22 protein-coding genes are annotated in these 21,092 nt (G+C 61.7%); 7 read left to right on the forward strand and 15 right to left on the reverse strand.

Features of this window, described 5'->3' with window-relative positions; all coding sequences use genetic code 11:
• Nucleotides 1-10: 10 nt before the first annotated feature.
• From RCF49_RS14900 to RCF49_RS14915, 4 genes are all read right to left on the reverse strand, one after another.
• Nucleotides 11-415 (reverse strand): PTS sugar transporter subunit IIA, encoded by a 405-nt coding sequence (locus RCF49_RS14900; RefSeq protein WP_342640593.1) that lies wholly within the window; start codon nt 413-415, stop codon nt 11-13.
• A gap of 229 nt (nt 416-644) precedes the next feature.
• Nucleotides 645-1,130 (reverse strand): HPr kinase/phosphorylase, encoded by a 486-nt coding sequence (locus RCF49_RS14905; protein ID WP_342640594.1) that lies wholly within the window; start codon nt 1,128-1,130, stop codon nt 645-647.
• Nucleotides 1,131-1,144: 14 nt separating this feature from the next.
• On the reverse strand, nt 1,145-2,935 hold the full coding sequence (locus RCF49_RS14910) for a stimulus-sensing domain-containing protein (RefSeq protein WP_342640595.1): 1,791 nt from the start codon (nt 2,933-2,935) through the stop codon (nt 1,145-1,147).
• Between the two features lie 35 nt (nt 2,936-2,970).
• A complete protein-coding gene (locus RCF49_RS14915) occupies nt 2,971-3,669 on the reverse strand; it encodes a response regulator transcription factor (RefSeq protein ID WP_342644204.1) in 699 nt (232 codons plus the stop codon).
• Nucleotides 3,670-3,851: 182 nt separating this feature from the next.
• Here RCF49_RS14915 and RCF49_RS14920 point away from each other — a divergent pair, with 182 nt between their 5' ends.
• On the forward strand, nt 3,852-4,604 hold the full coding sequence (locus RCF49_RS14920; RefSeq protein ID WP_342640596.1) for a HugZ family protein: 753 nt from the start codon (nt 3,852-3,854) through the stop codon (nt 4,602-4,604).
• Nucleotides 4,605-4,640: 36 nt separating this feature from the next.
• Here the strand turns inward: RCF49_RS14920 and ppx are convergent, their stop codons facing one another.
• The 6 genes from ppx to RCF49_RS14950 all read right to left on the reverse strand — a co-directional run bounded on the left by ppx (nt 4,641) and on the right by RCF49_RS14950 (nt 12,228).
• Nucleotides 4,641-6,161, reverse strand: a complete 1,521-nt coding sequence (ppx, locus tag RCF49_RS14925; protein ID WP_342640597.1) for an exopolyphosphatase — start codon at nt 6,159-6,161, stop codon at nt 4,641-4,643.
• Nucleotides 6,162-8,447, reverse strand: coding sequence for an RNA degradosome polyphosphate kinase (locus RCF49_RS14930; protein WP_432807293.1), 2,286 nt, complete (start codon nt 8,445-8,447; stop codon nt 6,162-6,164).
• Between the two features lie 76 nt (nt 8,448-8,523).
• Nucleotides 8,524-9,237, reverse strand: a complete 714-nt coding sequence (locus tag RCF49_RS14935; RefSeq protein ID WP_342640599.1) for a chromosomal replication initiator DnaA — start codon at nt 9,235-9,237, stop codon at nt 8,524-8,526.
• Nucleotides 9,234-10,397, reverse strand: a complete 1,164-nt coding sequence (locus tag RCF49_RS14940) for an AI-2E family transporter (RefSeq protein ID WP_342640600.1) — start codon at nt 10,395-10,397, stop codon at nt 9,234-9,236. Before RCF49_RS14940 ends, RCF49_RS14935 begins: the two co-directional genes overlap by 4 nt.
• A gap of 19 nt (nt 10,398-10,416) precedes the next feature.
• Complete coding sequence (locus RCF49_RS14945) at nt 10,417-11,013, reverse strand: CDP-alcohol phosphatidyltransferase family protein (protein WP_342640601.1); 597 nt, start codon at nt 11,011-11,013, stop codon at nt 10,417-10,419.
• Between the two features lie 75 nt (nt 11,014-11,088).
• Entirely contained in the window at nt 11,089-12,228 is a 1,140-nt protein-coding gene (locus RCF49_RS14950) for a DUF2066 domain-containing protein (protein WP_342644205.1), read from the reverse strand.
• A gap of 114 nt (nt 12,229-12,342) precedes the next feature.
• On the opposite strand from RCF49_RS14950, the gene purM reads away from it, so the two are divergent.
• Entirely contained in the window at nt 12,343-13,431 is a 1,089-nt protein-coding gene (gene purM / locus RCF49_RS14955) for a phosphoribosylformylglycinamidine cyclo-ligase (RefSeq protein ID WP_342640602.1), read from the forward strand.
• Between the two features lie 3 nt (nt 13,432-13,434).
• Nucleotides 13,435-14,091: a phosphoribosylglycinamide formyltransferase gene (gene purN / locus RCF49_RS14960; RefSeq protein WP_342640603.1), complete on the forward strand. Its 657-nt coding sequence runs from the start codon at nt 13,435-13,437 to the stop codon at nt 14,089-14,091.
• Between the two features lie 45 nt (nt 14,092-14,136).
• Here the strand turns inward: purN and secB are convergent, their stop codons facing one another.
• A complete protein-coding gene (secB, locus tag RCF49_RS14965; RefSeq protein ID WP_342640604.1) occupies nt 14,137-14,652 on the reverse strand; it encodes a protein-export chaperone SecB in 516 nt (171 codons plus the stop codon).
• Between the two features lie 161 nt (nt 14,653-14,813).
• Nucleotides 14,814-15,371, reverse strand: a complete 558-nt coding sequence (locus RCF49_RS14970; protein WP_342640605.1) for an FxsA family protein — start codon at nt 15,369-15,371, stop codon at nt 14,814-14,816.
• Nucleotides 15,372-15,597: 226 nt separating this feature from the next.
• On the opposite strand from RCF49_RS14970, the gene RCF49_RS14975 reads away from it, so the two are divergent.
• The 4 genes from RCF49_RS14975 (at nt 15,598) to RCF49_RS14990 (ending at nt 18,762) form a co-directional block, all read left to right on the forward strand.
• Complete coding sequence (locus RCF49_RS14975) at nt 15,598-16,335, forward strand: Tim44/TimA family putative adaptor protein (protein WP_342640606.1); 738 nt, start codon at nt 15,598-15,600, stop codon at nt 16,333-16,335.
• A 302-nt stretch (nt 16,336-16,637) separates the two neighbouring features.
• Nucleotides 16,638-17,756 carry a murein transglycosylase A gene (mltA, locus tag RCF49_RS14980; RefSeq protein WP_342640607.1) on the forward strand — a complete coding sequence of 373 codons (1,119 nt, stop codon included), beginning with the start codon at nt 16,638-16,640 and terminating at the stop codon, nt 17,754-17,756.
• A gap of 5 nt (nt 17,757-17,761) precedes the next feature.
• Nucleotides 17,762-18,403 (forward strand): Smr/MutS family protein, encoded by a 642-nt coding sequence (locus tag RCF49_RS14985; RefSeq protein ID WP_342640608.1) that lies wholly within the window; start codon nt 17,762-17,764, stop codon nt 18,401-18,403.
• On the forward strand, nt 18,400-18,762 hold the full coding sequence (locus RCF49_RS14990; RefSeq protein ID WP_342640609.1) for a helix-turn-helix domain-containing protein: 363 nt from the start codon (nt 18,400-18,402) through the stop codon (nt 18,760-18,762). The genes RCF49_RS14985 and RCF49_RS14990 overlap by 4 nt, the downstream gene beginning before the upstream one ends.
• A 13-nt stretch (nt 18,763-18,775) precedes the next feature.
• Here the strand turns inward: RCF49_RS14990 and RCF49_RS14995 are convergent, their stop codons facing one another.
• From RCF49_RS14995 to hslV, 3 genes are read right to left on the reverse strand one after another with little or no spacing between them, the layout of a single operon-like run.
• Complete coding sequence (locus RCF49_RS14995; RefSeq protein WP_342640610.1) at nt 18,776-19,141, reverse strand: MmcQ/YjbR family DNA-binding protein; 366 nt, start codon at nt 19,139-19,141, stop codon at nt 18,776-18,778.
• Between the two features lie 45 nt (nt 19,142-19,186).
• On the reverse strand, nt 19,187-20,494 hold the full coding sequence (gene hslU / locus RCF49_RS15000) for an ATP-dependent protease ATPase subunit HslU (RefSeq protein ID WP_342640611.1): 1,308 nt from the start codon (nt 20,492-20,494) through the stop codon (nt 19,187-19,189).
• A gap of 42 nt (nt 20,495-20,536) precedes the next feature.
• Nucleotides 20,537-21,076, reverse strand: coding sequence for an ATP-dependent protease subunit HslV (gene hslV, locus RCF49_RS15005; protein WP_342644206.1), 540 nt, complete (start codon nt 21,074-21,076; stop codon nt 20,537-20,539).
• Nucleotides 21,077-21,092 lie beyond the last annotated feature (16 nt).

The raw sequence follows: 21,092 nt of genomic DNA on the forward strand, positions 1-21,092 counted from the left end.
ACTCGGGAGATCAGCCGTCTCCGGAAAGAACACGGCTGGCAATATTGATATATTTGCGCCCGGCATCCTGCGCCTGCTCGACCGCTTCTGCAATGGGCATATCGGCGCGAACCCGCGCGAGCTTGATCAGCATTGGCAGGTTCACGCCGGCAATCACCTCGACCTTGGTGCTTTGCATGGTCGAAATCGCGAGGTTTGAGGGCGTGCCGCCGAACATATCGGTTAAGAGGATCACCCCCTGACCGGAATCGACACGGCCGACGGCCGCGAGGATATCGGCTCGTCTCTGCTCCATATCGTCATCAGGACCAATTGAGATTGCCTCGACCTGCTGTTGGGGACCGACGACATGTTCCATGGCGGCATGGAATTCTGCTGCAAGCCTGCCGTGGGTCACCAGAACCAGTCCGATCATCCAGTTTTCTCTCTTCTGTCATCCGGCTGCTGGATCGAAATGCGCCACAGGACGTTTAAGTCCGCACCGGTAATGCAATAATGCTGCCCAGATCGCAGTCCTGGCCGAAACAGGGGAAAGCCGCCGATCGGATCCGCCGCGCTCGCCCGGTGTGACGAGGGGCGGCGTGCTGGCTGCCTTCCATATACCCAATCTGGTTTTCCAGCCATATCCTCAAGCCGCATGACGTTCAGACCGCCAAAGTGGAGCTGGATACGTTACGGCGGAACGCTGTAATCGCAACACGGATCTTTGCGGTTGTGGAGATATCCCAAGGTGAAACGCGCAGCTCGGGTAAGCGGGTGTTGGCGACCTCGATCGTCTGGGCACCAAAATCGGGCAGTCTGTCGATGGTCTCACGCTGGGCGAAAGTGACCACCAGCCGCAGGGCAGCCGAGGGGCGCGTGGCCATGACGCGCACGATCCCAAGCCCGCGAACCTCGATCAATCCCCGCAGCGCCTCTGGTGGAGACGCGATGAGCGCATCGCCCGACCTGCGCAGCACCACTTGATCATCGCTCACGAGAGCACACGACATCGGCTCCCCATCCCCACCGGAACCATGCTCGTCGATAAGCCTCAGCGCGAGGTCCGATTTGCCCGACCCCGATGGCCCAAGGATCAGGACGCCATCCGCTCCAAACGCAACGCAGGTGCCATGGACCAAGGTCATCATGCCACCGCCAATCCTCAATTGTCGCTATCGATCGGCTTCAGCCTCACAATGAATCGGGCGCCGAGAACCGGCCGTTCTTCGGTTATCCTGCCTGGGCCATAACGGTTCTCCGCCCAGATGCGCCCGCGATGGGCCTCCACGATTTGCTTCGAGATGCTCAAGCCCAAACCGCTATTTTGCCCGAAGGATCCTTCAGGCCGGTCAGTATGGAAGCGGTCGAAGATCTTGTCCATGCTCTCGGGGCGGATGCCGGGTCCGTCATCGTCCACACAGATCTCGATTTCCCCGGCGACGCGCCGCAATCTTACCCGTATCGAGCCATTGGGTGGTGAGAACGAGCGGGCATTGTCGAGGAGATTGCGAACCACCTGACCGAGCCGGATGTCGTGTCCCATTACGCAGAACGGTCGGTCCACATGCTCCGGAGGTTGAATGATTCGCAGCACGATTTCGGCCTGATCACCCTGGCGCGTCTGATTGGCAATGCTGATCACCATGTTCAGCAATTCGACGATATCAACCTCTTCCGCTTCGGCACGTGCCAATTCGGCATCCAGCCTGGACGCGTCGGAAATATCGGTGATCAAGCGGTCGAGGCGCTTTACGTCGTCCTTGATGATCGCCACCAGCCGGCGGCGTTGCTCGTCGTTCTTGATATAGTCGAGCGTTTCCACGGCACTGCGCAAGGAGGTGAGCGGGTTCTTGAGCTCGTGGGACACGTCGGCCGCAAAATTCTCGATCGCAGCAATCCTGCTGTAAAGGGCATTGGTCATGTCGCGCAGGGCGACCGACAAATGCCCGATCTCGTCGCGACGCGATGAGAAATCTGGGATCTCGACCCGCTTGTTGACACCATGGCGAACCCGTTCAGCGGCCGCCGCAAGACGCTTGATCGGCTCGGCGATGGTGCCGGCGAGCAGGACCGACAGAAGCACCGTCACCAGGGCCGCGAACAGGAAGGTGAACAGGATGATCCGCCGCTCGCCACGCAGCGGCTCGTCGATATCCCCGCCCTGAGTGGACAGAACCAACGCGCCGAGCACGGCACGGAAGCGCTGGACCGGAACGGCCACCGACACCACGATTTCGTGCCGCTCATTCACACGGACAACGCTCACCGAGGCGCCGTTCAGTGCCGCCGTGACCTCCGGGAAATCCTTGCCATTCTCATTCCCATATTCTTTCTGCAGTGGATAATCGTTCGAAAACAGCCAATTGTTCAGCTGATGCCACAGCTGGACGAAGATGTTCTCATGGCTGCCATCCGGCGGCGGCAGGTCAAAGCGCAGGATTTCCCCGCGGCCATAGAGATACTGTGAGTCAACGACCAGCAGCCCTTCTCGGTCATATATCCGGGCGCGCGTTTTTGTGGGCGAGATCAGCCGCCGCAAAATCTGTCCGGCCCGCTCCGGATTGATCGGGAATTCGAAACTGCGCGTCTCATCGCTCTCGGCGCCGAACCGGCTGCCGCTTTGCAGATCCAGGAAGCGGTCCGGATCAATCAGGATGGAATCCGTGTCGACGGTGGCTGCCGCTGCAATCGCGCCGGCGATGATATGGGCCTGCGGCATAAGGCTCTGCACGCGAGCCTCGATCAGGCTCTGCCGGTACTTGTTGAAGTAGAGGATACCCGAGACGAGAATGATCAGCCCGGCGATATTGAGCAGGATGATGCGTGTCGTCAGGCTTGACGGGCTGAAGAGGAGAGACGGACGGAACGCTGAAAGTCGCTCGCGCTCTTCGATCGCGTCCGAAGCGCGATCGTCATCGTCAATGCTAAAGTCGCGCTCGGTCTCCGCAACCATTCCGGCTCATTCGGCTCGCATCGACGAGCCCCACGTCACATTTCCTTGAAACGATATCCGACACCGTAAAGAGTTTCGATGGCGTCGAAATCGTCATCAACCACCTTGAACTTCTTCCGCAGCCGCTTGATGTGGCTATCGATCGTCCGATCATCCACATATACCTGATCATCATAGGCTGCATCCATTAGCGCGTCGCGGCTTTTAACCACACCCGGGCGCTGGGCCAAAGCTTGGAGGATCAGGAATTCCGTAACCGTCAATGTCACGCCTTGCCCATTCCAGGTGCAGGAGTGGCGCTCCGGATCCATGATGAGCGCGCCTCGCTCGATCTTCTTGGCCGAGACCTCGCCTGTGGCAGAGGCCTCGCGTGGCTGGGAGCGTCGCAATACGGCCCGGACCCGTTCGATCAGCAGCCTTTGCGAGAACGGCTTACGGATATAGTCATCGGCGCCCATCTTGAGGCCGAAGAGCTCGTCGATCTCATCGTCCTTGGAGGTGAGGAAGATGACGGGCATATCGGTCTTCTGACGAAGGCGGCGAAGAAGCTCCATGCCATCCATGCGCGGCATCTTGATGTCGAAGATCGCGATATCGGGCGGATTGTCCTCGAGGCCTTTGAGGGCCGCGACGCCGTCGACATAGGTTTGCGTTTGATAGCCCTCGGCTTCGAGGGCCATGCTTACCGAAGTTAGAATATGCCTGTCGTCGTCAACCAACGCAATCGTCGGCATTTTCTTGCCCATGACCATGAATCCTGTCGTAGCGCTCTAGAAGCCGAACAAGGGTAAATTGTGGCGCATATAATGCGTTACAGAGGCCAAGGTGACTGGCATATGAATGGGCGGCCTCTGCAGTCCCTGCTTTGGCATCTTTCTATAGCGGACTTATACAACGAAGTTCAACCACTGCGCGTATGGGAGACCTTAGCTTGCCCGCCGACACTGAAACTCAATTGCCCGGACCAACTGCTCGCTGCTTGCTCCGCAAGGCTCGTAAGGCCGCTCTCGGGACGCTCCAGGAGGCTAGCGGCGCACCTCTGGTGACACTCGCCACGGTGGCGACGGATCCGTTCGGTGCCCCCCTGCTCCTCCTGTCAGGATTGGCCTGGCATACCCGCAACCTGCTGGCCGATGGGCGTGCCTCGCTGCTGATCGATGGCACCGGGCCAGAGGGCGATCCGCTTGAGGGGATCCGGGTGAGCCTCTGGGGCAGAATCTCGCAGGCAGGTGATGAGGCGAGGGGGCGCTTCCTCGCACATCATCCCTCCGCCAGCTATTATGCTGACTTCAAAGATTTCGCTTTCTATCGTCTCGATGTCGAGGGCGGCCACTCGGTGGCAGGCTTCGGGCGGATCGTCACGTTCGGCGCGCAAGACTTCCTCCTCGATTCTGCCCAGTTCGCACCGGTGGCGGACGCTGAGGCCCGCATTGTTAGTCACATGAATGAAGATCACGCCGATGCGGTTGCGCTTTATGCGACGAAGCTGCTCGGTGCCGAAGCCGGTGATTGGAAAATTTCCGCGGTGGATCCGGACGGGTGCGATCTCGTCAACGGAAAGACCGTGCTGCGACTGCCGTTTGAGCGGCCGGTCTGCACGGCCGAGGAGGTGCGCAAGGAATTGGTCGCGCTCGTCAAAAAGGCTCGCGGCATGGAGGCCGCTGCCTGATGACGTCTACCTCGCTGGGGAGTGCTGCGGCAGGTGCTAATCGTGAACGCGCGTCAAGGGTACACGCCCGGCAAGCAATGCCAGCTCGTTGAAGGCGCGCTCGACCCGCTCGCCTAACAGCGGCTCTAATCTGCCCGGTATGCTCAGGATGAGCGATTTATTGCCTTCATAGGAAAGGCTGATCTGCGGGAGCATGCCGGGCATCGCCCCGGACATCACGTAGGCAAGACGCTGGGCAGCGGCGATGAGCCGGGCCCGCGGGATCACATCATCATCGATGAGCCGCATGAAATTTTTTGGGGCGACGTCGGACAGCGGGCCCTCGTAACGAAAGAAGACGGTCAGCGCCAGGAAGATGCGGCCGGGATGGTCGACGCCTGCGAAGGATGCCTGGGAAATGAGCGAGAGACTGCGCTCACCGCGATAATTTGGGTGGGTGCGCCAGCCGATATCCGCGAGGAAACAGGCGGCGTGTCGCAGGCGCTCCTGCGCCGGGGTCTCTTTGAGGCCGTTGCCTCGAAAGAGCTGCCCCGTCCAATCGCAAAGCTCGAATTCATGCTCCACCGAGCGGGCATAGCGTCTGGCAAAGTCGATGCAGGCGACGATAAGCGGGTCACGCTTGCGCTTGTCTTTCTCCAGCTTTGAGAAAATGAGCCCCTCGCGCAAGCCGAAGGCCGAGATGATGACGTCTTGCGCCTTGCTGCGCTTCAACAGCCGGTCGAGCACGAGCGCACCGTAAGGGAGCGTGTCGGCGCGGCTTTTTTGAATGGCGGGTATATCGCGTACTGTCTCGGCGGAGAGGCCGCTGACCAGTGCGGCTATGCTCCGTGCCGCCGTTCGGCTCATCCTGTAATTATGCAGCACATGGAGCGGATAGTGGGTCTGCGCCATATGCAAACGCGCAAGGTTCCGCCACGTGCCGCCCACGGAATAGAAGGATCGCCCTTTGAGTTTGTCCAGAATGTCGAGACCAGCAAAGGTCTCGTCGATGAATTTGCGCGCCTTGTCGATGGAATTTCCGGAGACGTCCATCAGGCGTAAGGCACCAAGCGGAACGGTCACACCTGACCGGATGGCTCCGCCGCGGATTTCGACGAGCTCAAGGCTGCCGCCGCCGAGATCGCCAACCACCCCATCCGCATCGGGAATACCTGACAGCACCCCTAAGGCGGCAAGCTCAGCCTCCTTTTTTCCCGACAGGATATCGATCCGATGGCCAAGCGCTTCGCGGGCCTGCTCGATGAATTCAGGCCCGTTTTCCGCCTCGCGCGATGCGGCGGTGGCGACCGCATAGAGCTTGTGGACCCCGATCTGCTCGCACAGCAGCTTGAAGCGGCGCAGCGCCTTCAGGGTGCGTTCGATGGCGTCATCCGCAAGCCGCCCCGTCAGAGCCAGGCCGCGGCCCAGTCCGCAGGCGATCTTCTCGTTAAAAATCGGCGCTGGGGCGCGATTGGGACCATCATAGACGACGAGGCGGACGGAGTTCGAACCGATATCGACGATGCCGACGGGTTGGTACTTTGGCGGCTCGGCAGACCTAACCTTCTTCCGCTTCACTTAGCTTCCGCCCTGAACGGCCCTGGCATGCTGGGAAATCCTGTGACTCAACGCAGGTGGGAGACTGTCCTTCAGTGAACTACCCCGTCCGGACAGGCTGGGATTCGTCATAAAATATTCGTGGGCGTTGAACAATTCATCATTAGGCCCAGGCTCAATACGCCGTGAACGTCCATCCGGCAGCAGCTCCCAGCTTTGTTGGTTATCCTGCAGGGACGCGATCATGATCTGGTCCTGCACCTGCTGGTGGACGGTCAGATTGTGGATCGGAACCAGCGTCTCGCAGCGGCGATGCAGGTTGCGCTCCATCCAATCGGCGGAGGAAATATAGACCTTGGCCTGGTCAGACGGGAGGCCATGGCCGGCGCCGAAGCACACGATGCGCGAATGTTCGAGGAAACGGCCGATGATGCTCTTCACCCGGATATTATCGGAAAGGCCCGGCACACCTGGTCTGAGGCAGCATATGCCGCGCACCACCAGATCGATCTGCACCCCCGCGCGGCTTGCCTCATAAAGCTTGTCGATCACCTCGGGATCGACCAGCGCATTGAGCTTCGCCCAGATCTGCGCCGGACGCCCGGCCCGGGCATGCTCGATCTCCGCATCGATATTCTCCAGGATCGTAGTGTGCAGATTGATCGGCGAGATCGACAATTGCTCGAGGTCGATGGGCGGCGCATAGCCCGAGATGAAATTGAACAGCTTGTTGGCATCCCGGCCGAACGCCGGATCGCAGGTGAAGAACGAGAGATCCGTGTAAACTTTGGCGGTGATCGGGTGGTAATTGCCCGTGCCGAAATGCACATAGGTGCGCAACAGGCTACCCTCGCGCCGCACCACCATGGACACCTTGGCGTGGGTCTTCAGTTCCAGGAAGCCGTAGACCACCTGAGCGCCGGCCCGTTCGAGATCGCGCGCCCACTGAATATTCGCCGCCTCATCGAACCGCGCCTTGAGCTCGACGATGGCGGTAACGGATTTGCCCGCTTCAGCGGCTTTCGCCAGGGCGGCAACGATGGGCGATCCGGGTGACGTGCGGTAGAGCGTCTGTTTGATCGCCACCACATCCGGATCTTCCGCCGCCTGTCGCACGAACTGGACGACCACGTCGAAGGACTCATAGGGGTGGTGGACGATGATGTCCTTCTGCCGGATCGCCGCGAAGCAATCACCGCCATGGTCGCGAATGCGCTCGGGGAACCGCGGATTATAGGGCTTGAACTTGAGATCCGGCCGTTCATCGAGAATGAGCTGCGCGGTGTCGGCATACCCGACCAGGCCGCCGCAGATGACGATATTCTCCTCCGCGACCCGGAGCTCTTCCGCAATGAAATGCCGCAGCTTGTCCGGCATCGCAGCCTCGATCTCGAGGCGGATCACAGAGCCGCGGCGTCGCCGGCGCAAGGCGCTTTCGAATTCGCGGACCAGGTCTTCTGCCTCTTCCTCGATTTCGATGTCGCTGTCGCGGATGACCCGGAACACGCCCTTTCCTAGGATCTCATAGCCCGGAAACAGTCTGCCGATGAATATGGACAGCACATCTTCGAGCCGGATGAACTGTACTGAGGATGTTCCATCCGTGCCGGATCCGGAGGGAAGCCGGAGGAAGCGCTCGAGCATCCCGGGGATCGGAATGAGCGCGTTCATCACATGCCCGTCGATGGAGCGTCGCAGCCTCAGACAGAATGTCAGCCCCTTGTTCAGAATGAACGGGAATGGATGCGCTGGATCGATAGCGATCGGTGTGAGGATCGGAAAGATGTGGTCGAGGAAGCGCTGCTCCAGCCACTTGGCATGCTCTTTCGACAGCGTGGTCGGGGCGACCAGGTGAATGCCGGCATCGGCCAGCTCCTGCTGCAGGGTCAGCCAGTGCTCGTCCTGCTGGTTCATCAGCTCCTTGGCGAGGCTGCGCACCCGTTCGAGCTGTTCGGCGGGCGTGAGACCGTCAGGACTGATGGTCGTGACCCCCATGCGGATCTGACCCAGCAGACCCGCCACCCGGACCATGAAGAATTCATCGAGATTATTCGCTGAGATCGAAAGAAAGCGAAGCCGCTCCAGCACCGGATGGTTCTGGTTTTTCGACTCTCCGAGCACCCGGAAATTGAACCCCAGCCATGAAACCTCACGATTGATGAACCGCTCCGGACTGTCCGGCGCGACCGACGGGATCAGCGTGACTGGCTTGGCTGCGGCTACATTGGCAGAGGCGTCCGGATCGACCAGCTCACGGTCGAGCACGACATCGTCGAGTTCAGCCCCTTTCACGGTCCTGGCTTTCATGGACAGCGTCCTTTCTCCCCTAATCATGATATCAGCCATATGCATCACTGCCATGAAGGAAAGATGTCTGTCGCACTTAGCTCGGGCCGCCACGCTCCAATTTCTGTTCGAGCTCGGCAAGGACCTCGCGGATGAGTGCGCGCGTTACCGGAACTTGGCGCTCGAGACTGATTTGGTCAATCCTGTCCACCAGCAACCGGGCGGCCGCACCCGAGCGCTCCATCCGGGTGATCACATATTCCAGCAGATCGGCAGCGACCCTGAGCTGGCGGTCGCTGAACAGTTTCACCAGCACGGCACGCAGCAGCGCATCGTCCGGTGGCTCGAGTTCGGCAACTTCAGCCGCCTTCAGCCGGGTTGCAAGGTCAGGCAGCCGGACCGGCCAGAGGGTGGGATAGGTGCGTGAGGTGACGAGCAGGTGCCCGCGCTGCTCCTTCGTGATATTGATGAGATGGAACAGCGCTCGCTCGTCAAGCTCGAAGGGGGCGTCTTCCAGAATGACGGCGCCTCCCCGGATCAGCTCGGGAACGAGATCGGCATCGAGCTCCGGTGAGGAAATGAGGGTCGCCTGCGCCGTGACGCGCCAGACACTGGCGAGATGGCTTTTTCCACTGCCTTCGGGACCAACGAGAACCAGCACCCGCGACCGCCAATGCGGCCAGCGGTCGATGGCATTGACGGCTGCTTCATTGCTTTTTGCCACCAGGAAGTCGTCTCGCCCCATCGCCGGCCTGATCGGCAGGCGAAAGGCGAGCTGAGACGGCCGTCCCGCTCCGCCCGATGGACTCATGGCTGCACGGCCTCGTCCGTTCGCGCGGATACACTAGGCGGCGTGGTGTCAGGCAAGGCCGCTCCGGCGGGACCCATGGTGACGGTTGACCCCGTGCTGGGGCATTCCGATAGGAAGAGCGGGCTCTCCTTGTAGCGTCGGACGGCGAAGCGCACCAAAACCCCGACGCAGGCCGCCAGCGGAACGGCGAGGAGCAAGCCAGCAAAACCGAAGAGATAGCCGAACGCGAACAAGGCAAACATCAGCCAGACCGGGTGAAGCCCGACACGATCACCCACCAGAACCGGCTGGAGGAAGTTGCCCTCGACAAACTGGCCAAAGACGAAAACGCCGAAGATGATCAGCACCATCGTCCAATCCGGCCAGAACTGCACCAGCGCCATGCCGATCGACATGAGAAAGCCGGTGATGGTGCCGACATAGGGAATGAAGCTGAGAATGCCTGCGGTGAGTCCGATGAGCAGGCCGAAATTGAGCCCCGCAACGGTGAGGGCGACTGCATAGAAGGTGCCGAGCACCAGGCAGACGGTTCCCTGTCCGCGGATGAAGCCGGCGACGGCGCTGTCCATCTCACGCGCGAGCCCGCGAATCGTATCCAGATGAGCGCGGGGCAAGGCGTCATCAATCATGCCGATCATGCGGTCCCAATCATTGAGCATGTAGAAGACGACGATTGGCGTGATCACCAGCAGTGAGGCGATGTTGATGAGCGCAAGGCCACCCGTCCAGAGCGATGAAAGGATTGTTGCGGCCCACCCGGCCCCTTTCGTGGCGACATCGGAGAGGTTCCGCGAAAGGTTCTGATCGGAAATATCGAACAGCTCCTTAAGCCAGATCGGGGCCGAATTCTGGTAGAGCTGTGAGATTGCGCGCGCGTAATCCGGCAATCTCTCGATGAGGTTCGACAGCTGGCCGCTCAGCGTGGGCAGCAGGCTCAGCGCGAAGATCACCAGCACGATGACGAACAGCAGCAGGATGGTGAGGGTCGCGAGCAGCCGGCTGAGGCCGAGCCGCTCGAGCCAGTCGGCAAGGGGATCAAGGAAATAGGCGATGGCGAAGCCTGCCACGAAGGGCAGCAGAATGCCGCTGAAGAGATAAAGCAGCAGCACCGCAGCGACCAGCGCCGCGCTCCAGAAGATCATCTGCCGGTGCAACACCATTCGCGACCTCCGGCGAAGACTAGATCCCGTTTGCCATATGCCGTACCCACTCTCGCATATAGGCGGCCCCGGACAGCACAGTAAATGCCCCGACCACATAGACCGCCAGCGTCACCAACTGGCCCACATCGGCGCCCAGGGCCAGCACCCCGAGCACGACGCCCGCGAGCAGGATTTGCGCCGTCGTGTTGAACTTGCTGATCCAGAGCGGTCGCATCTGCACCGGCTTGTTGAGCAGCCATGAGAGCAGCACCGCACCCACGATCAGAATATCGCGGCTCACCACCAGTATGACCAGCCAGAGGGGGAGCGCTTCAAGCACCCCGAGGGAAACATAGATGCTGACGAGCAGCAGCTTATCCGCAAGCGGATCGAGATAGGCGCCAAGCTCGGTTGTCAGCCCAAATCGTTTGGCGATGAAGCCGTCGATTGCATCACTCACGGCCGCGGCTCCGAAGGCCACGAGCGCGAACTGAAACTGGCCGGTGATGATCAGCCAGATGGTCAGCGGCACCAGCAGGATTCGGCCGATCGTGATAATGTTGGGTATGGTCAAGCGCGAGCCCCATAGCGCCGCTGGTGATTGCGGCGTTGCCCCCCGAGCGACTGCGGGCACCGTACCCTATCCTGGCCAGTGGCGACACCCTCGTTGGCCTTCGTGACGCAGGTGATCAGAGCTGCTGCCATGGCCTCAACGAGACTGCAGCACCCAGGTATCGCCGACTGGCGATAGATTGAAGCCGCTTTGCGCAAGGTGCTGCTGCAGCTGGGCGACGCTCTGCTGAAATTCGAGCCGGGTGATTGCGCCGGTGCCGGAGAGGGACTCCACATCGACGGCGGCGATCCCTGGCGTCGCGAGGAGCCGCCCGCGGATCGAGCTCCATTCCGCAAGGGAGGTGAAGGGCACCGCCATGCGAATCTTCTGCTTCGGGAGCGGTGGCTGATAGCGTTCGGCCGCAACCGATTTCCACTGCTGTTGTATGCTGCCGATCACCGCGGCCGCTGCCGTGGCCAGCGTCGCCTGAAGATTGCCGTCCGTCACATTGAAGCTTTGGCTGAAGGAAACGGGGCCGGCAGCAGTCAGTCCGTTGGCGGTCACTTGGATCGTATTCATCGCGACCTGCTCGGCAACGGCCGTGAGCACCGTTTCCGTGCGGTAGCGGGAGGCCAGCGCATCGAAGGCGCCGGCGTCCCCGGAGAGGGCCTGCTGCGCGCTCACCGCCGCCGTATCGGCGGCATCGCCAAGTGGCAGCACCACCGGCGCGACGCCGTTGCGCAGGTCCTGCATCTGCCAGGCCTGCAGCCACGGATTGTCGCTGCCCCATAGAACGGGACCCTGCCGCCCAACCCAAACCGGAAGCACCGTGGTCGGGGGCGCCTGCTTTTCCGTGAATTCGACGCCTTGCCGGCTCAACGCTTCCCGAACCTTGTTCGGCAGAAAGCTGATGGTCAGCGTCGCGATGTAGCGGTTGGGGCCGGTCTGCTCCTTCTGCACGGACATGCTGGCCATCATGCGACCAATCCGCCCAGCATCGAGCGAAGCAAGCCGTGCGGCCTGATCAGCCGGCGCGATCCGCTCGATCATCTTGCGGAATGCCTTCACCTGCGCCTCGCTGATGGCCTTGAGCTTTGCCTGCTGGGCATCTTTGGCCGTTACGTCCACCTCGATATCCGATACAGTATAGGGATCGGCCGCCAGGCCCGGTGCCCGCATTGCGACAGCCGACAGAACGAGCAGCGCCAAGACCCCCAAGCGGCGCCCGGCACCGGCCGAAACCGCGATGGTCCGCCAGGCCTTAGCAAGCCAGAACAGAGATGGAAAAGCAGTCATCACTTTGAAAACCTTATTGCCCGGGCACTCGACGGCTTGTGCAATCCCCGCTTTTCTGCTTGTTCTCGCGCAAGATCGCAATGACGAATGCGAGCAACCGAGAGCCCGCTCCCCATGACACCAAAGCCACCGGCCGCGAGGCCCAATGGATACACCTATAGCGATGCCGGCGTCGATATCAATGCGGGTAACGCCTTGGTCGACGCCATCAAGCCCATCGCACGGTCCACGGCACGTCCGGGCGCGGACGCCGCATTGGGTGGCTTCGGGGGACTTTTCGACCTCAAGGCTCTGAACTATCGCGACCCGCTCCTCGTTGCGGCCAATGACGGCGTGGGAACGAAGCTCAAAATCGCCATAGAAAGTGGCCGTCATGAGACGATCGGCATCGATCTTGTTGCCATGTGCGTGAACGACCTCGTCGTCCAAGGTGCCGAGCCGATCTTCTTTCTCGACTATTTCGCGACGGGCCGGCTCGAACCTCAGGCGGCGCGCACCGTCATTGCCGGCATTGGCGAGGGTTGCCGCCAGGCAGGCGCGGCGCTGATTGGCGGGGAAACTGCGGAAATGCCGGGCATGTATGCGCCCGGCGATTATGATCTTGCCGGCTTTGCGGTGGGAGTGGTCGAGCGTGACGCGGTTCTGCCGCGCGCCGATATTTCCGAGGGCGACGTGATCCTCGGCCTTGCCTCCTCCGGGGCCCATTCCAACGGATATTCCCTCATTCGTCGCCTTGTTGCAGATCACGGGCTCGATTACGCGAACCCAGCGCCCTTCGCGCCTGAGCTCACCTTGGCGGAAGCGCTCCTTGCACCAACCCGAATTTATGTCAAAAGCATTCTGACAGCCTTGCGCGCATCCTCCGCGATCAAGGCCCTCGCCCACATCACCGGCGGCGGTTTGACGGAGAACGTTCCGCGCGTTCTGCCCGAAGGGGCAGCCGCCGTCTTCGATCTCAGCGCCATGGACGTGCCGCCCCTGTTCCGATGGCTGGCCGATATCGGCAGCATCGCCCCGGATGAGATGCTTCGCACGTTCAATTGCGGCATCGGCATGGTGATCGTAACTGCCGCCGATCGGGTGCCAGATCTCATGAGCGAGCTTCACGCGGCAGGCGAGAGGGTATTCCAGCTCGGCCGCATCGAGGCGCAGGGCTCCGGATCGAGGGTGCGTTATGACGGCCGGCTTCGGCTGGGAGGCTGAGCGGTGGCGAAGCTGCGCGTCGGCGTTCTCATCTCGGGCCGTGGCTCCAATCTGGCCGCATTGATGGAAGCAGCCAGGCACCCCGACTATCCTGCCGAGATCGCGATCGTGATCTCCAACCGGCCCGGAGCAGCCGGACTGGAGAAGGCGCGCGCCGCCGGTATCCCGATTTGTGCGCTCGACCACAAGATCGCAGAAAGCCGGGAGGCTTTCGACCGGGCGATGGACGAGACCCTTAGACAGGCTGGCGTCGACCTTATCTGCATGGCCGGCTATATGCGGGTTCTATCGGATGCCTTTGTTGAGACTTGGCACAATCGGATGATCAATATTCATCCGTCGCTGCTGCCGGCCTATCCTGGCCTCAACACGCACAGACGGGCGCTCGCCGACGGCGTGCGCATCACCGGCTGCACGGTTCATTTCGTCCGCAAGGAGGTCGATACCGGGCCGATCATCGCGCAAGCGGCGGTGCCCGTCTTGGCGACTGATGATGAGGAGAGCCTGGCTGCCCGCGTTCTCGCCGCTGAGCATGTCCTTTACCCCTTCGCGCTCAGGCTCATCGCTTCGGGACAGGTATCGGTGGATGGCAACAGGATCATCGATCGCGGCTTGGGAAGCCACGCCACGTCTTCGCTGTTCTCACCCCGGCCAGAGTGACCACGGCGCCGGGCACCCAGTGGTGCCCGGGGACTGCATCGCTTGTCAGGCGTGAGCGATTCCGGCTTGAGCCTGCTGGTTCTGCTCCATGCGCTGCTGATACATGGCCGCAAAATCGATGGGATCGAGCATCAGCGGCGGGAAACCGCCATTGCGTGTCGCATCGGCCAGGATTTGCCGCGCGAAGGGGAACAGCATCCGCGGGCACTCGATCAGCACCACCGGGTGCAGCATCTCCTGTGGAATCCCTTCCAGGCGGAAGATGCCGGCGTAAAGCATCTCGGCCTGGAACACGACCGTGTCAGGACCGCTCGCCGTGACCTCGAGATGGATCTCGACCTCGTAATCCGTCGGCGCCAGCGTCCTGGCATTCACATTGACGGAGATATCGATCTTCGGCTGAGCCATTTGGCCCGAAAGGGACTGCGGCGCATTGGGATTCTCGAAGGAAAGATCCTTGAGATATTGGGCGAGCACGCGCATCGAGGGCTTCTGCGCATCCGGACGGTCGGCGCCGAGCCCCGCCCCGCCATTGCCGTTCGTGTTGGAGGTATCGGCCATTGGTCTAGTCCATGTGTTAAGGCGCCAATCGCTGCTGGGCTAACACGGTTCGTGTGCGGCCGCAAGGCGCGGGCGCGGCCGTTGTGTCCCGCGCATCTGTTCCAGCAACAGGCTGCGGCGAAACCAAGGCCGCACAACCTGATCACCCCGGCGGCGATGCCTTACTGCCGCCAGGGTGATGGCGGGCGTGGTTGTCCGCCGCCATGACTGCCTTGGTCCGGAGGCGACGGCTTCGGCGTGAGATCCTCGACCACTTCGCCTTCGATCACTGGACCTCGGCCACGGTCATAATTTGGACCGGTTGGAAACGGATTTGGATCTCCACCTGCGCCCGTCCCGCCCACATGCACGGAAAATCGGGATGACCGGCGCAGCCGTCCAAACAGGAATCGCGCTATGATCGAGCGCAGAGGCGGAATGAGCAGCACGAAGGCGACGATGTCAGTGAGGAACCCGGGAATGGCGAGCAGAATTCCTGAAACGAGCAGGAAAACGCCATGAACCACCGAGCTGACCGGCACGGCATTTTGTCTCAGCGAGTCCTGGGCTCTGGTGAGCAGGGACAAGCCTTGCCATCTGATGATACCGAGCCCGACCACCGCGGAGAGGATGATCAAGGCGATCGTCGATGGTATACCTATCCATTCGCCCACCTTGATAAAGGTCGCAATCTCGAGGAAGGGCAGGGCAATGGCAGCGAGGAGAATGGCAATTCGCAAAGAGGGTCCGTCCCGGATAGTCTCGCATTGTCAGCGCTTCGAGAGCGTCCCGACAGAGAGAGTGTTTTCACGAAAAAACGCGGACGTGAAACCACACCTGTTGGACGCTTCTCAGGATGTCTTATATCTTGTTCTGAGCAGACCCTTGCAATACGTGCCGTCGCGATCGTGGCTAATTTGTCGTGACAGCATATGACCCCACACACCGGACGGCCGGATCGCCATCATGACCGACGCTTTTGACCCTCTCAACCTTCTACTTCTCGGCATAGCCGTAGTGGTCTTCTTGCGGCTGCGCAGCGTCCTTGGTCGCCGCACCGGCAATGAACGGCCGCCGATCGACCCCTTCGCGCGCAACGAGCGCGACCGCGCTCAGGCCACGGCTAACGCTCAGGATGGGAAGGTCATCAGCCTTCCCCAGCGCGATAATCGCAAGGCTGAGCCGACGCCGATCAGTCAGGGTGACGACAAAGCCCCGGTCTGGAAGGGGTATGCCGCGGAAGGTTCGGCCGTTGCTTCGGGGCTGGAGGCGATCGCACGGGCGGATGCGAACTTCACGCCGAAATCGTTCCTGGAAGGCGCCCGCGCAGCTTACGAGATGATAGTGATGGCCTTTGCCGAAGGCGACCGGCTGACCCTTCGCAACCTCCTCAGCAAGGAGGTGTTCGATGGCTTCAGCGCTGCTCTGGATGAGCGCGAACGCGAGGGGCTGGTCAATGAAACCACCTTTGTCGGTATCAATGAGGCTAGTATCGTCGATGCGCGGCTCGAGGGGCGCCAGGCGTTTGTGGCGGTGAAATTCGCCAGTCAGCTGATCACGGCTGTCAAGAACCGCTCCGGTGAGCTGGTCGACGGCGACCCCACCAAGATCCGCGATGTGAATGATATCTGGACCTTCGCGCGCGATACCAAGGCGCGTGATCCCAATTGGAGCTTGGTGGCGACCGAGGCGCCGTCTGCATAGAGACGGCCCTGCCGCGGTCTTTTCTGCGGCGGCGTGATGGCTCCGCCAACAGATCATTAACCAAGATTGCACTAGGCTTAAGGACGAGCCATAAACGCGGCGCTTATCCGGTCGGGCGACCGTCGAGCCGCCCCTGAGAGTTTGTCCTCCCTATGTTCTTGTCATGTCTTAGGTTTCTGCGGCCATGTGGAATTGGCCGCCATAGCTGCTTGTGGCCAATCTGCCGCCCCGGCTTGTTCCGTGCCTCCGCAAAAGCCGCTATGAGCCTTTTGGTGCTCATATCGATAGTCGCGTGGTGGCCCATGAACCGGGTGCAGGCCAGAACACTGGCAGCCGTCACTTATTCCAGCATTCCTGGCTGGGCGGCCGACAATCATGCCGAGGCACTCGCCGCTTTTCAGCTTTCCTGCCAGGAAATGCTTACCACCGGCCGCGGCTTTGCCGGCTCACCTCGCTTTGCCGGACGGCGGGCTGATTGGCTGCCGGTCTGCCGGGCGGCTCTCGCCTTGGGCGCGCAGACACCGGCTCAGGCCCGCAGCTTCTTCGAAAAGCACTTCACGCCGCTGGCGGTCAGTCTGGCGGCTAATGGCAGCAGTCTCTTCACCGGCTATTTCGAGCCCGAGGTCGAGGGATCGCTGACGCCGGGCGGGCCTTACGTGGTTCCGCTCTTCCGCAAGCCCGAGGATCTCGTCACCTTCGATGCCGCCACCGAGAAGCGCATCGGGGTCCGCTATGGCCGCCGTGTCAATGGCCAGCCAAAACCCTATTGGGCGAGGCAGGAAATAGAGCAGGGCGCGTTGAAGGGCAGGGGGCTCGAGCTTGTCTGGCTGAAGCGCTGGGAAGATGCCTTCTTCGTCCACGTTCAGGGCTCGGGCCGGGTCCGTCTGCCGAATGGCCGCGTGATGCGCGTCGGCTTTGCTGCCAAGTCGGGATTGCCATACACGCCCATCGGGCGGATCCTTGTCGAACGTGGCGAGATTGCCCGCGATCAGGTCTCGATGCAAACCATCCTGGCTTGGCTTGCCCGTCATCCCGATCAGGCGCGCAGCCTCATGTGGCACAACAAATCTTTTGTGTTCTTTCGTCCTGTGGAACTCGAACGGCCTGATCTCGGCCCGGTGGGCGCCCAGCACGTTCAGCTCACGCCGGAGCGCAGCCTTGCAGTCGATCGCGCCTTCTATGCCTTTGGCACCCCGATCTGGCTCGACACCGCCGTACCGTCGGGCCCTCAGGGTGCGCTTGTGCCCATGCGCCGTCTGATGATCGCGCAGGACACCGGAACGGCCATCAAGGGGCAGGTGCGCGGCGATGTCTTCTGGGGCGCCGGCGAGCGGGCCGCACACATCGCCGGTCTTATGCAGAGCCCCGGCCGCGTGACCATTCTCGTGCCGAATGCGGTCGCGGCGCGACTGCCCCGTTGAGAACCATGACACGGCGGAAGAAACGTGGTGCCGAAGTTCCCGACATGGAACTCTGGCTGAAGGTGACGGAGAGCGTAACGCCGCTTCACAAGCGGGTACGCTCCTCCACCTCGATCACCACTGAGGCTCCGCCGTCCGAGTCCATCAAGGCGCAGCCGACACCTCCGGCTCCGTCACAGAGGCAAAAGCCACCTAGAATGCCTGCCTCGCTTCGTCAGCCGATTCCGCAGCCGGCGAGGCCCTCGCCCAGCCTGCCGCCACTGACCGGCATTGACCGGCGCACCGGGCAGAGACTATTGCGCGGCCAGATTCCGATCGGGTCACGGATCGACTTGCATGGGGAGAGCCTGGAAACGGCCCGCATCCGCCTCTTCGCTTACCTGACGCAGGCATATGAGCGCGGTCAGCGGTTCACGATTGTGGTCACTGGCAAAGGCTCGGCGCCCTTCGCGAGGCACATGCTGCACGGCTTTGACCCGTATGACACGCCCGAGCGTGGTGGCCGGATCCGACGCGCGCTGCCCGTGTGGTTCAGCGAGCCGCAATTCCGCCGCATCGTATCCGGCTTTCAGCCGGCACATCCCAGGCATGGCGGCGGTGGGGCCTTCTACGTGCGGCTGCGCAGGAATCCCGATATCAGACGATGACACCCTTCGGCCAGAAATTACGCGCCCTGCGCGCCGAGCGGGGCATTGAGCTCAAGGAAATGGCTGCCGCGGTCGGTGTCTCCGCGGCCTATCTTTCCGCTTTGGAGCACGGCCGGCGCGGCCGCCCAAGCTGGCCGCTGCTCCAGCGCATCATTGCTTACTTCAATGTGATCTGGGATGATGCCGAGGAGCTGACCCGCCTGGCGCGCCTCTCGAACCCGCGCGCGGTCGTCGATACCGCAGGCCTTTCACCCAAGGCGACCGAGCTTGCCAATCTGCTGGCCGAGCGTATCGGCGAGTTGAGTGAAGATGAACTCGACAGGCTCTTGCGGCATCTGCGCCAGCGCCCGCCTGAATAGGCAGCCGCTGGGCTCAGTAGGAAGCGAGGCCTAGTTCCTTTTGCACGCGCTTGGGCAGCCCGGCGGCAACGAGCCTGTGGCTTTCCGCGAGGTAATCCTTGAGGGCGGCATCGTCCATGGCGTCATCCCTCTGACGTTGGATCCACTTCATGCCGCGCGAGGCAAGATAGGGCGCGGGCCGCAAGCCGGGCTGTTCGCGAAGGATATCATAGGCGATGGGGGAGCATTTGAACGTTACCCAAAGCTCGCCCCCATCGTGCGCGCCGGCGATGGCGAACACCTTGCCCGCTACTTTCCAGACATGCGAGCCACCCCATTGCACCACATGGGTCGCATGGGGCAGCGAAGCGCAGAAGCTGTTATAATCCTCAAGCCGCACGCCTGTATCCCGGGACTAGAGTGTGATCGCCAAGGGCGAAGCGCTCTAAAGAATGAATTTCGAGAGATCGCTGTTCTTGGCGAGATCGCCGATCCGCTCGCGGACATAAGCTGCATCGATCGAAATCGCGGCGCCCGATTTGTCGCTCGCATCGAAGCTGATTTCATCGAGCACCCGCTCCATCACGGTGTGCAAACGGCGGGCGCCGATATTCTCCACCGTAGAGTTGATATCGACAGCGAGATCAGCGAGTGCATCGACCCCGTCATCCGTGAAGTCGAGGGTCACGCCTTCCGTCCCGATGAGCGCCTTGTATTGCCGAATGAGGCTTGCCTCCGGTTCAGTCAGGATGCGGCGGAAGTCATCGCGCGTGAGCGGATTGAGCTCCACCCGGATCGGCAGCCGGCCCTGCAGCTCCGGCAAAAGATCCGAAGGCTTGGCGATATGGAACGCGCCCGAGGCGATGAACAGCACATGGTCGCTCTTCACCGGCCCGTATTTGGTCGCAACGGTCGTGCCCTCGAGCAGCGGCAGCAGATCGCGCTGGACGCCCTCCCGGCTGACATCTCCGCCAACCCGCTCGCCGGATCGGGCGCAGACCTTGTCCAGCTCGTCCAGAAACACGATGCCGTGGTTCTCGACGAGCGCGATCGCCTCCTGCGTGATCTGATCTTGATCGAGCAGCTTGTCCGATTCTTCCGCCATCAACACGTCATAGCTTGCCCGCACCGTCATCCGTCTTGGCTTGGTGCGCTGGCCGAAGGCCTTGCCCAGCATGTCGCTGAGATTGACCATGCCGATCTGAGCGCCGGGCATGCCGGGAATCTCGAAGGAGGGCATACCGCCGGTGTCGAGCACCTGGACCTCGATCTCCTTATCGTCGAGCTCACCGTCGCGCAGCTTGCGCCGGAAGGCGTCCCGCGTGGACTCGGTCGCGCTCTTGCCCACCAGCGCATCCAGCACCCGCTCTTCCGCGTGAAGCTGAGCGGCCGCCTCGACCTCCTTGCGCCGCTTCTGCCGCACGAGACCAATGGACACTTCAACGAGATCGCGGATGATCTGCTCCACATCGCGGCCGACATAGCCGACTTCGGTGAACTTGGTCGCCTCGACCTTGATGAAAGGCGCGTTCGCAAGCTTGGCCAGGCGGCGGGCGATCTCGGTCTTGCCAACGCCGGTTGGCCCGATCATCAGGATGTTCTTCGGCAGAACCTCCTCGCGCAGCCCATCCTCCAGCTGCTGGCGGCGCCAGCGATTGCGTAGGGCGATGGCCACGGCGCGCTTTGCATCGCGCTGGCCGACAATAAAGCGGTCGAGTTCCGAAACGATCTCACGCGGTGAGAAGTCTGTCATTGAAGTCTCGCTTGGATAGATGGACGGCTCGCAGCTGAGAGCTCAGTCCTCTTGCAGTGTTTCGATTGTCAGGCTGTCATTCGTGTAGATGCAGATCTCGGCCGCGATCTTCATGGCGCGCCGGGCAATCTCCACCGGATCATGCTCGCTGTCGATGAGCGCGCGTGCCGCCGCCAGCGCGAACTGACCCCCGGAACCGATGCCCATCAACCCGCCTTCCGGCTCGAGCACGTCGCCATTGCCGGTCAGAACGAGGCTCACCTTGGGATCGGCCACGATCATCATGGCCTCGAGCCGGCGCAGATAGCGGTCGGTGCGCCAGTCTTTCGCCATTTCCACACAGGCGCGGGTCAACTGCCCCGGATGTTTTTCGAGCTTGCCTTCCAGCCGCTCGAACAGCGTCATGGCATCCGCGGTGGCTCCGGCGAACCCGGCGATCACCTTGCCGGTGCCCAGTGGCCTCACTTTACGGGCATTGGATTTGATGACGGTGTTACCAAAGCTGACCTGGCCATCGCCTGCAATGACGACCTTGTTTCCCTTGCGCACCGTGAGAATGGTGGTTCCGTGCCATTGCGGCATCTGCTCGTTCGCGCTC

The sequence above is a fragment of the Rhodoligotrophos sp. CJ14 genome, from assembly GCF_038811545.1.
Lineage (GTDB): Bacteria > Pseudomonadota > Alphaproteobacteria > Rhizobiales > Im1 > Rhodoligotrophos > Rhodoligotrophos ferricapiens.

Excerpts from the sequence above, each read along its gene's own strand:
- mltA (WP_342640607.1), top strand. The coding sequence starts at position 16,638 with ATGAACCGGGTGCAGGCCAGAACACTGGCAGCCGTCACTTATTCCAGC.
- RCF49_RS14920 (WP_342640596.1), top strand. The coding sequence starts at position 3,852 with ATGGGAGACCTTAGCTTGCCCGCCGACACTGAAACTCAATTGCCCGGA.
- RCF49_RS14990 (WP_342640609.1), top strand. The coding sequence starts at position 18,400 with ATGACACCCTTCGGCCAGAAATTACGCGCCCTGCGCGCCGAGCGGGGC.
- RCF49_RS14950 (WP_342644205.1), bottom strand. The coding sequence starts at position 12,228 with ATGACTGCTTTTCCATCTCTGTTCTGGCTTGCTAAGGCCTGGCGGACC.
- RCF49_RS14975 (WP_342640606.1), top strand. The coding sequence starts at position 15,598 with ATGACCGACGCTTTTGACCCTCTCAACCTTCTACTTCTCGGCATAGCC.
- RCF49_RS14935 (WP_342640599.1), bottom strand. The coding sequence starts at position 9,237 with ATGAGTCCATCGGGCGGAGCGGGACGGCCGTCTCAGCTCGCCTTTCGC.
- hslU (WP_342640611.1), bottom strand. The coding sequence starts at position 20,494 with ATGACAGACTTCTCACCGCGTGAGATCGTTTCGGAACTCGACCGCTTT.
- RCF49_RS14915 (WP_342644204.1), bottom strand. The coding sequence starts at position 3,669 with ATGCCGACGATTGCGTTGGTTGACGACGACAGGCATATTCTAACTTCG.
- purM (WP_342640602.1), top strand. The coding sequence starts at position 12,343 with ATGACACCAAAGCCACCGGCCGCGAGGCCCAATGGATACACCTATAGC.
- hslV (WP_342644206.1), bottom strand. The coding sequence starts at position 21,076 with ATGCCGCAATGGCACGGAACCACCATTCTCACGGTGCGCAAGGGAAAC.
- RCF49_RS14985 (WP_342640608.1), top strand. The coding sequence starts at position 17,762 with ATGACACGGCGGAAGAAACGTGGTGCCGAAGTTCCCGACATGGAACTC.
- RCF49_RS14940 (WP_342640600.1), bottom strand. The coding sequence starts at position 10,397 with ATGGTGTTGCACCGGCAGATGATCTTCTGGAGCGCGGCGCTGGTCGCT.
- RCF49_RS14900 (WP_342640593.1), bottom strand. The coding sequence starts at position 415 with ATGATCGGACTGGTTCTGGTGACCCACGGCAGGCTTGCAGCAGAATTC.
- RCF49_RS14910 (WP_342640595.1), bottom strand. The coding sequence starts at position 2,935 with ATGGTTGCGGAGACCGAGCGCGACTTTAGCATTGACGATGACGATCGC.
- secB (WP_342640604.1), bottom strand. The coding sequence starts at position 14,652 with ATGGCCGATACCTCCAACACGAACGGCAATGGCGGGGCGGGGCTCGGC.
- RCF49_RS14905 (WP_342640594.1), bottom strand. The coding sequence starts at position 1,130 with ATGATGACCTTGGTCCATGGCACCTGCGTTGCGTTTGGAGCGGATGGC.
- RCF49_RS14930 (WP_432807293.1), bottom strand. The coding sequence starts at position 8,447 with ATGAAAGCCAGGACCGTGAAAGGGGCTGAACTCGACGATGTCGTGCTC.